This window comes from Kaistia soli DSM 19436, from assembly GCF_900129325.1.
Classification (GTDB): domain Bacteria; phylum Pseudomonadota; class Alphaproteobacteria; order Rhizobiales; family Kaistiaceae; genus Kaistia; species Kaistia soli.
Genome location: NZ_FQUP01000001.1, coordinates 314145 through 325815, shown reverse-complemented (window position 1 = coordinate 325815; position 11671 = coordinate 314145). Strand labels below are relative to the sequence as shown.

Genomic DNA, 11671 nt, shown 5'->3' with positions numbered 1-11671 from the left:
ATGCGTCGCGATATCGTCCTGCGCGTCGCCGCCAAGTTCATCATGGCGCCGCTGATGCTCTTTGCGCTCTATGTGCAATTCCACGGCGACTACGGCCCGGGCGGCGGCTTTCAGGCCGGCGTCATCGCGGCGGCTGGCGTGATCCTCTATGCGCTGATCAACGGGCTCGCCGCAGCGCAAAGGCTCGTGTCGATGGCGCTGGTCGAACGGCTGATCCCGGCCGGCGTGCTGATCTATGCCGCTGTCGGTCTCGTCTCGATGGCGCTCGGCGGTAATTTCCTCGATTATAACCCGCTCGCGCATGATCCGGTGCACGGCCAGGAATGGGGTGTCTTCCTCGTCGAAGCTGGCGTGTTTCTCACCGTCTTCTCCAGCATGATCGCGATCTACTACGCCTTCGCGAGTCGGAGGGCGTCATGAGTCTCGTTGCGATGCTCGCCTCCGAGGCGACGCGCTTCACGATCGTCCTCGTGATGGTCGCGGGGCTCTACATCGTCATTGCCCGCAACAACTTGATCAAGAAGCTGGTCGGCCTGTCGCTGTTCCAGTCCTCGGTCTACCTGCTCTATCTGCTGCCGGGGAAGATCTTCGGCGGCACGGCGCCGATCATCGACCCCCGCTTCGACGTCTATGCCAATCCGCTGCCGCACGTGCTGATCCTCACCGCGATCGTCGTCGGCATCGGCACGCTGGCGCTCGGCCTCGCCCTCGCGATCCGCATCAAGGAAGCCTATGGGACGATCGAGGAAGACGAGGTGCTGGCAAAGGATCGCGGGCCAGCGGGTGCGGCCGCTCGCAAGGCTGGGCCGCGCGGATGAGCTTTCTCGCCGCAATCGACCAGCATCTGCCGGTCATCGTCGTGCTCGCGCCGCTCCTGGGGGCGGTGCTGGTGGCACTGGTTCGCGTCGAGATCGCCTCATGGCCGATCGCCGTTTTGGCAGCTTTGATCAGCGCCGCAGCCGCGTTCCGCCTGGTCTTCGTTGTGGAGCAACTCGGCGTCGTCTCCTACCGCCTTGGTGGCTTCGCGCCTGAACTCGGCATCGAATACCGCGTCGATGCGGTGAATGTCCTCATCTTGCTTGTCGTCACGGCCGTGTCCCTCGTGACGCTGCTTTACGCTCGGCAGAGTGTCGCTGCCGAGATCGATGGCGGGCGTGTGCCGTGGTTCTACGCCATGATGCTGGTCGCGATGGCCGGCCTGCTCGGCATGGCGATCACCGGCGACGCCTTCAACGCCTTCGTGTTCCTCGAGATCTCGTCGCTCTCGACCTATACCTTGATCGCGCTCGGCCGCGACCGACGGGCGCTGGTCGCCGCCTATCAATATCTGATCGTTGGAACGATCGGCGCGACCTTCTATGTCATCGGCGTCGGCCTCCTTTATCTGGCGACTGGGACGCTCAATCTGGCGCTCATCGTCGAGCGGCTGCCCGACGTCGTCTCGCCGCGCGCGCTGATCGCTGCCGAAGCCTTCATCCTGGTCGGAATCGCGCTGAAGCTGGCGCTCTTCCCGCTGCATGCCTGGCTGCCCAATGCCTATGGCTACGCGCCTTCGGCTGCGACGGTCCTGCTCGCCTCGACCGCCACAAAGGTCGCCGTTTATCTGATGGCGCGCTTCCTGTTCGGCGTGTTCGGCATTCATGTCGAGATCGGGCCGGTCTCGGTCACCGGCGTGCTGATCTTGCTCTCGCTTGCCGCGATGTTCGTGGCCTCGCTGGCTGCGGTGTTCCAGCGTGATGTCAAGCGCCTGCTCGCCTTCTCCTCGGTCGCGCAGATCGGCTACATCACGCTCGGTCTGGCGCTCGCCAATCCGGCCGGGCTGACCGGTGCGTTCCTGCATATCGTCAATCACGCGCTGATGAAGGGCGCCGCCTTCATGGCGATCGGCGCGGTGCTGCTTCGCTGTGGCTCCTCGCGGCTCGACGATCTCGCGGGTATTGGCCGGACCATGCCGGCGACGGCCGTGGCACTGACCATCGCCGGCCTCGGCCTGATCGGCGTTCCCGGCACCAGCGGGTTTGTGTCGAAATGGTATCTCGTGCTCGGCGCCTTTGATGATGGCAAAGGCTGGCTGGCCTTCATGATCGTCGCCAGTTCCGTCATCGCGGTTCTTTATGTCGGCCGCTTGCTGGAAGTCGTCTGGTTCCGCGAGCCGGGCAAGGCTGCGCTCGCGGCGAGCGAGGCGCCGCTCAGCATGCTCCTCCCGACGCTGCTGCTGGCCGGGCTCACGATCTTCTTCGGTATCGACGCGGAGATGCCCGCCCGGTTGGCCGGCGCGGCGGCGACGGTGCTCCTTGGGGGGCATCCATGACGGCGATCGCGAGCGGATCATCGCTGCTGGGCTTGGCGCTGGTCATTCCGACGGTCGTTGCCGTCCTAGTGATGCTGCTGGGCCGGCTTCCCAATCTTCGTGACGCGGCAAGCCTCGTGGGCGCGCTGCTACTCTTCGTGACGATTGGCGCGCTGCTGCCTGACGTTCTGGCAGGCGCGCGGCCTGTGCTGCCGCTGGTCACCATCGCGCCCGGGCTCGATCTGGTTCTGCGTGTCGAGCCGCTCGGCATGCTGTTTGCGCTGGTCGCGTCGACGCTGTGGATCGCGAACTCCGTCTATTCAATCGGATATATGCGCGGCAATCAGGAGCCGCGCCAGACGATGTTCTTTGCGGCCTTCGCCGTCGCCATCGCCGCAACGATGGGTGTGGCGCTCGCCGGCAATCTGGTGACGTTGTTCCTCTTCTACGAGTTGCTGTCGCTTTCCACCTATCCGCTCGTCACGCATAAACAGACCCCGGAGGCGATGCGTGCCGGCCGCGTCTACCTGCTGACGTTGATCGGCGCTTCGATGATCCTGCTGCTGCCGGCGATCGTCTGGACGGCTTTCGTTGCGGGAACGACGGATTTTCAACTCGGCGGCATTCTTGGCGGCAAGATCGGTCCGCTGGCGATGGCTGTGCTGCTGGGGCTTTTTGTCTTCGGCGCCGCAAAGGCGGCGGTGATGCCACTGCATCGTTGGCTGCCGGCGGCGATGGTCGCGCCGACCCCGGTCTCGGCACTCTTGCATGCTGTCGCGGTTGTGAAGGCCGGCGTGTTCACCATCTTGAAGGTCACTGTCTACATCTTCGGCCTCGATACGCTGCAGGCGACGGGCGCGTCGCAATGGCTGGTCTATGTCGCGGGGTTCACCATCATCGCCGCCTCTCTGGTCGCGATGACGGCGGATGATCTGAAGCGTCGGCTTGCTTATTCGACCATCGGCCAGCTCTCCTACATCGTCATGGCGGCGGCGCTCGCGAGCCCGCTCGCGGCCATGGGGGCAGCGATCCACATTGCGGCCCATGCCGTGTCGAAGATCACGCTCTTCTTCGCCGCTGGCTCGGTCTACACCGCCGAGCACGTGACCAAGGTCAGCCAGATGGACGGCATCGGCCGCCGCATGCCGTGGACCATGGCAGCCTTCACCATTGGCGCACTCTCGATGATCGGCCTGCCGCCGACTGCCGGTTTTCTCGGCAAGTGGTTCATGCTGGCCGGGGCGGGCAGTCTTCACGAATGGTTCGCGGTCGCGGTCATCGTCGTCTCGACGGTGCTGAACGCAGCGTACCTGCTGCCGATTGCGGCGCGCGCGTTCCTGAAGCCAGCCGGCGGCCCTGTGGCCGAGGCGCCGGTCGCCATGGTCGTGGCCCTGACGGCCACGGCCGCGGGAACGGTGCTGCTGTTCCTCTTTCCCGAGGTCCCCTACCGCCTTGCAAGCGCGCTGGTCAGCCGATGAGCGCCAGCAAGCGGATCCAGTTGAAGGAGATGGTCGGATGCCGATAGCGCGTCTCGTCCTCGCGGGATTGGCCGGCCTCCTGGCCGCATTGATCGTCGCCGACATGTTCGTCATGCATCATCCGGCCTTCGGGATAGACGGCACGCCGGGCTTCGCCGCCATATTCGGCCTCGTGGCATCGGCTGCCGCGATCGCGCTCGCGTTTGGTTGGGGCCAGATCGCCCGCCGCCGCGAGACCGCAGCTGAAGAGGAGGGGCGGGATGGCTGAGACGCTGCTGCTTGCACCCTGGCTGCCGCTGATTGTCGGCAGCCTGCTCGTCGCTGTTCTGCGCGGCCGGGTGCAGGACATCGTCTTCGTCGCAACACCGGCGCTGGCGCTGATCCTCGTCTGGAGCTTGCCGCAGACGGCTGGGCCCGACTTCAACTGGCTGGGCCTCACGCTGACGCCGGTCGTATCCGACAGCACCGCGCGCCTCTTTGGGACCGCCTTCGCTCTTGCCGCCATTGGCGGCGCGATCTTCGCGCTGCCACAGCGCAGCAGCGCCGAGCGCGCGGCGGCTCTTCTCTATGCGGGCGCCGCGCAGGGCGTGATCTTCGCAGGCGACCTCGTCACCTTGTTCCTGTTCTGGGAAGTGATGGCGATCGGCTCGGCGCTCGTCATCTTCTCGAATGGCGCCAGCAGAGCGGGTCTTCGCTATGCGTTGATGCATGCTTTCGGCGGCGTTCTCTTCTTTGCCGGCATTGCAGCATCGATCGGCAGCGGCGGCACGGCGATTCGGCCTTTTGCGGCCGATTCAATCGGCTCTCTGCTCATGCTGGCCGGTATCCTCGTCAATGCAGGCGCACCGCCGGTATCGGCCTGGGTTGCCGACGCCTATCCGAGGGCCTCATGGTCAGGGGCGGTATTCCTCTCGGCCTTTACGACGAAGGCGGCCATCGCCGTCCTTATCCGCCTCTTCCCCGGTGAAGCCGCGCTCATTCCGGTCGGCCTGATCATGGCCGTCTATGGGATGATCTACGCGCTGTTGGAAAATGACATCCGCCGCATGCTGTCCTATTCGATCGTCGGCCAGGTCGGTTTCATGGTCGTCGCCATCGGGATCGGAACGCCACTGGCGCTTGCAGCGGCGGGCGCGCATGCCTTTGTGCATATTCTCTATAAGGGGCTGTTGATGATGGCGGCCGGCACGGTGCTGCGGGCCACCGGAACGGCGCGGCTGACGGCGCTTGGCGGCCTTGCCCGGTCGATGCCGTTTGCAACATGCGCCATGATCGTCGGCGGCCTGTCGCTCTCCGCAATGCCGCTCACCGCCGGGTTCGTCAGCAAGTCGGCGATCATGCAGGCGCTGGCCGATGACCATGACGCGGTCGCCTGGTTCGCCCTCACAGCCATCTCCGCCGGTTCCATGCTCTATGCAGGGTTGCGGCTGCCGTGGTTCGCGATGCTGCGGCCATCGACGCCACGGCCCGCTACGCTCCAGGCCACGCCTGCGATGAAGCTTGCCATGGGAGGCGCTGGACTGATCCTCCTGGCCATAGGAGCCGCTCCGGGGCTGCTCATGCGATTCGTGCCGGGCATCGAAAGCGTTGCAGTCCTGACCTCGGATCATATTCTTTTTCAGTTGCAACTCCTCGTTGGAGCCTCGATTTGTTTCGTTTTGTTTCTGAGACTACTTGTTCCACATGCTGGCACTACGGTCGATACAGACTGGTTGTGGCGATGCCTCCCGCAATTACTGGTTAAGGCTGGGTCGGCGCTCTCTCGGCAAGTCCTTGCAGCGCTTTCTTTGAAGTCGCGTGTTGATACTCGGAAAATACAGGCGATTTCAGAGGCTTGGGTGCAGCGTACGATGCACGCGGGCAATTGGCGGACGGGCGATATTGCTCTCGTCGCGACAGCGCTTCTCGGGATTTGCCTGTTGATCGCGGCAATGTGAAGCGCGGTTCATTGATTCTGTTCGAAACGACAAGGTCCAGACGAGACCAGTCGACGCGTTTCGAAAGATGTGTGATGTCAAATTTTTCCAGCCTGTGTGCACTTGTATTCTCCTACTTCAACTTATATAGAACGCACGAAATATACGTTCGGGCCACGTCCCGTCCCGGTGTGTTGGTTCCATGGCGAGCGAGATATGCCACAGGGGTCGGCAAGTCGTACCGGAGCGCCCCGGTTAATTTCATGGGTTATCGATAGAGGTTTGGTGGAATGATGAGCGAGAAGATCGTCGGCAGCGACTTGATTGATCTGACGGCTGACATCGTGTCGGCTTATGTCAGCAACAATTCAGTCTCGGCGCATGACCTGCCGGGGCTTATTTCGGAGGTTTTCCAGGCGCTGAGCCGCACCCATGGCGGCGTTGCTGAGCCGGAGCCGGAGCCGCTCAAGCCGGCCGTCAACCCGAAAAAGTCGGTTTTCCCAGACTATATCGTCTGTCTTGAAGACGGCAAGAAGTTCAAGTCGCTCAAGCGGCACCTTCGCACGCATTACGATCTTTCTCCGGAAGAGTATCGTGAGAAGTGGGGTCTGCCGGCAGACTACCCCATGGTCGCTCCGAGCTACGCGGCTGCCCGTTCGGAACTCGCCAAGAAGATGGGTCTCGGCCAGCAGCGCAAGCGCCGCTGATCCCAGCCCGGATCGTCGTATGTTGAAGCCCGGCCTCAGGCCGGGCTTCTGCTTTTTGGGGGCAATCGGCTGCGGCCAAAGAAATCTATCCCCGCTCCGCCAAACTGGATTAGCCTACTATTAGGAAGTAATTCCTAATTCAGCAATCTAGGGTTGGTGCGGAGATCGCGTAACTATGCATTCTGAAAGTGGCAGCGAGACAGTGGGCCGGCGGCGTCCCGGAGCGGGTGATGAGGCGACGCGTCGTCTCCTGGCCGAGACGATAGGAACCGAACTTTCGGTCCGCCCCGAGCGCATCCTGGGCGGTGACCGCGGCCCGGCCCGAGTGGCTTTTGCCAGGCATCTGGCCATCTATCTTGCGCGCACGCGGCTCGGTCTTTCCTTCGCTGAGACGGGACGACTGTTTGAGCGCGACCGCACGACAGCCGCCCATGCCTGCCGCCGCATCGAAGAATCGCGCGACGACGCTGCCACCGATGCGCTGGTGGATCGGCTCGATCAACTGGTCCTGACCCGGTTGGCTTCCGATGGGGTGCGGCTGTGAAAGCGGATGCGAGCGAGCGCCGGCTCGCCCGCCGCCTGGCCGGATCGGCCATACATGTCGAGCTCGACGCCGCAGATGAGGCGTGGTTCATCGGCACCGATGGAGCGAGGCGGGGAAGCGTCGATGCAGAAGCGCTGCGCCGGCTGCTGGCGCGCGGCGCGCTCGTCGCGGGACCTGGCCGACGGTATCGCCTGTCCGAGGCCGGCCGGTCGATGGTCCGTCGCATGCTCACTGGCGGCGATGATCTCACAGGGCAGCATCAGACGCGGGAGCGGCGCATTATCGAAACCGACGGGGTCCGGCGTGCCGTGACGGTCGATGCCGGCGAGAGCCCGCTCGGTTGGCTCCGGACCCGCAAGGGCCGTGACGGGCAGCCCCTGATCGACGACGCGGCCTTCGCTGCCGGCGAACGGCTGCGGGCGGATTTCACGCGCGGCCAGATGATGCCAGGGATCACAGCCAGTTGGAGCCCCACGAGCGGCGCGAGCCGTGGCCGCGGCGGCGGCCAGATGGGCGGCATGGCCGACGTGACGGAGGCTGGGCTCGCGGCGCGCATGCGTGTCGAACGCGCCCTGCGAGCCGTCGGCCCGGAGCTTTCGGGCGTCGTCCTGGATTTCTGCTGCTTCCTGAAGGGTATTGACCAGATCGAAGGTGAGCGCGGATGGCCGAAGCGCTCGGCCAAGCTCGTTCTGCGGCTCGCGCTCGACGCGCTGGCGCGGCACTACGGCTATGACACAGTCGCTTCCGGCAGCGATAGGCAGCGACCCGGCTGAGGAGTCACGCGGTCGCGGCGGCTTCGTTGCGGATGCGCGCTACCATGGAGCGAAGGCCGTTGGAACGCTGCTGGGACAGGTGGTCCTTGAGGCCGAGCGTTGCAAAAACCGCTTCCGGATCGATGGCCAGGATCTCATCCGGCGTCCGACCCGAATAAAGCGCGATCACGATCGCAACGAGTCCGCTGACGATGAGGGCGTCGCTGTCGCCAAGGAAGTCGATCCGCCGCGCGCCGCCCTCGTCGCGGATCGTCTTCTGCAGCCAGACCTGGCTGGCGCAGCCTTGAACCTTGTTGATGTCGTTGTGTGCCTCGGGCGGCATGGGGGCCAGTGTGCGGCCGAGCTCGATCAGATAGCGGTAGCGATCTTCCCATTCATCGAGAAACCCGAAGTCCTCGATGATCTGGTCGATGGTCGGTGGTGCGGGCGTGTTCATGGCCGGCATATAGCGCTTCGCCGCGAGGAGGGGAACAGCAGCGGCGCCCATGCCGGACGAAGAAAACAGCGCCCATGGCGAGACGAGAAGACCGGCCGCGCTTGTCGGGTGGCCGCCAGTATGGGCGCCTCAGGCGTTACCGGCGCCTTTTGCCAAAGGCTTCGGCGGATGACCGGTGGCCTTGACCGGCGGCTGCCAGGCCGGGGATGCGTCATCGCTCGTCAATGTACCGAGCGTGGCGGGCGCGGCAGTGGCCGGCTCCGGCGATGCGCTGCCGTCGAAACGAGAAACAAGAGTCGCCGCGCCCTGCCAGGCGCGTGCACCGACAGCTTGCAAGGCTGCCCCGCCATGCTCGCACACATCGGGCTGCCGGCTGCAGATGCTGGAGAGATCGGCGACGACCGCGCGCGCCGCCAGCACGGCGTCGACGGCGCCTGCGCTTGCGCTCTTGCCGCCCGTGGCCGGGTCGCCCGGAATGAGCAGCAGCACGATCGACAGCCAGAACGCGGCGCGAATGATGAACATGAGGTGCCCTCCGAACGCAGATACAAGCTGAGGCAGTCACGTAATCCGTGATCTGAGGAGGACAATGCACGGGGTGATTGAAGGCTGCGTTCAGCTTTTCAGGGAATGTTGATTCAAATTTTATCGATCTGCCGGGCAGGTTCCGCTTCGCCGGACCAGCCCGGCCAGATCCTACCTTCAGCGTTCCTTAAGCCGGAACTGAGAGCATGACCTTATCCCGCAAGAGGCGTCTTGCGGGGCGCGGCCGAAGGCCGGAACTGCGCCGCCAACAGTGTTTTGCGTATGACGGTTTCCTTAGAGCCCTTGCGGCGGATCATGGACGGGCTGGTACATGGCTCGGCGACGGGCGATACGCTTGTCGCGGGTCGTCATCGCGCGTTCATCGCCGCCCATCTCGCCGCAGGGCTCGCCGCGCTGATGGCGATGCCGCTCTGGCTGGCCTTCGCAGGCCTGCCGTCGCCCGCCGTCGCGGTTGCCTTCCTGTGGCTGGTGACGCCGCTACCGATCGCCGCCTTCCTTTCGCGCACGGGCCGCTATGCCGATGCGCATCTGCTCTCCGCCCTGTCGCTGACCGGCCTCGTTGGCTGGATCGCCGCCTTCACGGGTGGGCTGGCGTCGCCGGCGCTGGCCTGGCTCGCGGTGGTGCCGGCCGAAGCGGCGTTGTCCGGCTCGCGGCGCGTGGTCGTCAGCGCAGCCGCCCTGGCCGCCGCGGCGCTTGGCGCTCTCTGGGCGCTCGCTTTGGCGGGGGTGTCGCCGGTGCCGTTCGCCCTGTCGCCGCTCTTCGCGCCGGCCGTCATCGGCAGCGCGGTGCTTTATGCCGTGCTGATCGCGATCAGGATCGAGACCGTCCATAACGAGGCGCGTCTTGCGGCGCGTCTTGGCGATACCCGCTACCGGTTGCTTGCCGACAACGCCACTGATCTCATCACCCGCCACACCGCCAACGGCGATGTCGGCTTCGCCTCGCCAGCGGCGCGCGCGTTGGTCGGCTGTCCGCCGGCGGACCTCGTTGGCCAAGGCCTGTTCCACCGCGTCCATATTGCCGACCGGCCCGCCTTCCTGCGGGCGCTGTCGGAGGCCGACCGCACTGGCGAGGCCATCACCGCCGAATTCCGCCTGCGCTCGGGAGCCGGCGACACCGGTCCCTATCTTTGGGCCGAAATGCGCTGCCGGCCCGTCATCGACCCCGCGTCGGGACGGACGGTGGTCGCCGTCACGCGCGATGTCAGCAGCCGCAAGGCGCAGGAAACGGCCTTCGCCGAAGCCTGCAGCGCAGCCGAGCAGGCCAACCGCGCCAAGAGCCAGTTCCTGGCCAATATGAGCCACGAACTCCGCACGCCGCTCAACGCGATCATCGGTTTCTCCGATATCCTCGAACAGCAGCTGTTCGGCCGTTTCGAGTTTGAACGGCATCATGACTATGCTCGCCTGATCCGCTCCTCCGGCGAGCATTTGCTGGACGTGGTCAACACCATTCTCGACATGTCGAAGATCGAGGCGGGTCGCTTCGAGATCCACGTCGAGCCCGTGCCGGTCGCTGGCCTTGTCGACAGCGCGATCGAGATGATGTCGCACCAGATCGCCAGCCGGCAACTCAAGCTGGTGCGGCGCCTCGAGCCGGGACTACCGGCCGTCATTGCCGACCGCCGCGCCTGCAAGCAGATCCTGCTCAATCTCCTCTCCAATGCGGTGAAGTTCACGGAGGCTGGCGGCACAATCACGGTCGCAAGCCGGCAGACCGGGAGCGGAGTTATCATTGAGGTCATCGACACCGGGATCGGCATCGCACCTGAAGACCTGCCACGCCTCGGCACGCCCTTCGTCCAGGCCGATGCGGACATCAATCGCCGCTATGAGGGGACGGGCCTCGGGCTTTCGGTCGTCAAAGGCCTCGTTCATCTGCATGGCGGGAGCCTCGCCATCGACAGCGCACCCGGCCGCGGCACCACGATTTCGGTAACATTGCCGGCCGAAAGGGCAAAGCCGGCCGCCGAGCGGCGCGTTGCTGATAGGGACGCGGTCGCTTTCGAGAGGGAGCGACGCATTGCGTGAACGGGCAGCGAAACCGCGCCCCGTGCGGCGGCGCGACGTCTACACCGAAGCGGACGGCCTTTTCGGCCGCCTGACGGATCTCGTCATCGAGAATCCGGTGCGCTCGGGCGGTTTCGTCATGGTCGTGATGGTGATCGGCACGATCATCTCAAATGCCGCTTATTTCCAGACCGCGCATCATCCCGCGCCCTTCTTTGTCACGCGCGCGGGTGACGAAGAGACGGCCGCGCCAGCGCCAAAGACCCGGGCCGCTACGGTCGCAAGCCCGAGTCCGAGCGCCAGTCTCAGCACTAGCCAGACACCTGCAGTGGCTGCCGCAAATGCTCCGCCGCTGCCGACCGCGGCGCCAGATTCCGCGACGCTGGTCGCCGATACGCAGCGCGCGCTGGCGGCGCTGAAACTCTATGACGGGCCGATCGACGGCAAGATCGGACCACAGACTCGCGCGGCTCTGTCGTCCTTCGAGATGCGCATCGGCCTCGTGCCGACGGGCCAGCCAAGCGCACGTCTGCTGGTGCAATTGAAGAAGGCTCTACCCCGCACGAGCGCTGCGACGCCCGACGAGATCGTGCCTCCGGCCCTCATTCCGACCTCGGCCAGCGGCGCGACGGATCCAGCCGCTTCCGATCCGACCGCGACGGGATCTATCGATCACGCCCAGTCCGCGGCGCGCATCCGCAAGGTGCAGACGGCGCTGAACGACATCGGCTATGGTCCGATCCGTGTTGACGGCAAGGGCGGCGGCGATACCGAGGATGCGATCCGCCGCTTCCAGCTCGACAACGGACTGGCTCTCACGGGCGAGGCCGACGACGCGCTGATGGCGAAGTTGGTGATGATCGGCGCGATGAAGTCGATCTAGCGCGGGGAACGTCCCTCCCAGCAGCCGGTTGAACGCTCTGCGCTACGATAACCATGCTGTTGCACCGATAGCGGCCTATCATTCATCT

General features: G+C 65.0%; 13 protein-coding genes. 11 read left to right on the top strand and 2 right to left on the bottom strand.

The genetic code is table 11. The features are described 5' to 3' along the window. The 9 genes from BUB39_RS01570 (at position 1) to BUB39_RS01535 (ending at position 7708) form a co-directional block, all read left to right on the top strand. Positions 1-420, top strand: a complete 420-nt coding sequence (locus BUB39_RS01570) for a Na(+)/H(+) antiporter subunit B (protein WP_073051292.1) — start codon at positions 1-3, stop codon at positions 418-420. Continuing rightward, complete coding sequence (locus tag BUB39_RS01565) at positions 417-818, top strand: cation:proton antiporter subunit C (protein ID WP_084526832.1); 402 nt, start codon at positions 417-419, stop codon at positions 816-818. The genes BUB39_RS01570 and BUB39_RS01565 overlap by 4 nt, the downstream gene beginning before the upstream one ends. Continuing rightward, positions 815-2311 carry a monovalent cation/H+ antiporter subunit D family protein gene (locus tag BUB39_RS01560; RefSeq protein ID WP_073051291.1) on the top strand — a complete coding sequence of 499 codons (1497 nt, stop codon included), beginning with the start codon at positions 815-817 and terminating at the stop codon, positions 2309-2311. The genes BUB39_RS01565 and BUB39_RS01560 overlap by 4 nt, the downstream gene beginning before the upstream one ends. Then, the gene (locus tag BUB39_RS01555) at positions 2308-3768 is read left to right on the top strand and encodes a proton-conducting transporter transmembrane domain-containing protein (RefSeq protein ID WP_073051290.1); all 1461 of its coding nucleotides are present in this window, start codon (positions 2308-2310) and stop codon (positions 3766-3768) included. The genes BUB39_RS01560 and BUB39_RS01555 overlap by 4 nt, the downstream gene beginning before the upstream one ends. 37 nt (positions 3769-3805) lie before the next feature. After that, positions 3806-4036: a hypothetical protein gene (locus BUB39_RS25100; RefSeq protein ID WP_139251307.1), complete on the top strand. Its 231-nt coding sequence runs from the start codon at positions 3806-3808 to the stop codon at positions 4034-4036. Continuing rightward, positions 4029-5705 carry a proton-conducting transporter transmembrane domain-containing protein gene (locus BUB39_RS01550; protein WP_073051289.1) on the top strand — a complete coding sequence of 559 codons (1677 nt, stop codon included), beginning with the start codon at positions 4029-4031 and terminating at the stop codon, positions 5703-5705. The genes BUB39_RS25100 and BUB39_RS01550 overlap by 8 nt, the downstream gene beginning before the upstream one ends. A 272-nt stretch (positions 5706-5977) precedes the next feature. Continuing rightward, entirely contained in the window at positions 5978-6391 is a 414-nt protein-coding gene (locus tag BUB39_RS01545; protein ID WP_073052675.1) for a Ros/MucR family transcriptional regulator, read from the top strand. A gap of 175 nt (positions 6392-6566) precedes the next feature. Continuing rightward, positions 6567-6935, top strand: a complete 369-nt coding sequence (locus tag BUB39_RS01540) for a helix-turn-helix domain-containing protein (protein ID WP_084526831.1) — start codon at positions 6567-6569, stop codon at positions 6933-6935. Next, on the top strand, positions 6932-7708 hold the full coding sequence (locus BUB39_RS01535) for a DUF6456 domain-containing protein (RefSeq protein ID WP_073051288.1): 777 nt from the start codon (positions 6932-6934) through the stop codon (positions 7706-7708). The genes BUB39_RS01540 and BUB39_RS01535 overlap by 4 nt, the downstream gene beginning before the upstream one ends. A gap of 4 nt (positions 7709-7712) precedes the next feature. Here BUB39_RS01535 and BUB39_RS01530 read toward each other — a convergent pair whose 3' ends face one another. Continuing rightward, positions 7713-8153: a SufE family protein gene (locus BUB39_RS01530; protein WP_073052673.1), complete on the bottom strand. Its 441-nt coding sequence runs from the start codon at positions 8151-8153 to the stop codon at positions 7713-7715. Positions 8154-8273: 120 nt separating this feature from the next. Further along, positions 8274-8669, bottom strand: a complete 396-nt coding sequence (locus tag BUB39_RS01525) for a DUF5330 domain-containing protein (protein WP_073051287.1) — start codon at positions 8667-8669, stop codon at positions 8274-8276. A gap of 282 nt (positions 8670-8951) precedes the next feature. Between BUB39_RS01525 and BUB39_RS01520 the strand changes: the two genes are divergently transcribed. Both BUB39_RS01520 and BUB39_RS01515 read left to right on the top strand, forming a co-directional pair. Continuing rightward, complete coding sequence (locus BUB39_RS01520) at positions 8952-10721, top strand: PAS domain-containing sensor histidine kinase (RefSeq protein ID WP_084526829.1); 1770 nt, start codon at positions 8952-8954, stop codon at positions 10719-10721. Beyond that, complete coding sequence (locus tag BUB39_RS01515) at positions 10714-11583, top strand: peptidoglycan-binding domain-containing protein (protein ID WP_139251306.1); 870 nt, start codon at positions 10714-10716, stop codon at positions 11581-11583. Before BUB39_RS01520 ends, BUB39_RS01515 begins: the two co-directional genes overlap by 8 nt. Positions 11584-11671 lie beyond the last annotated feature (88 nt).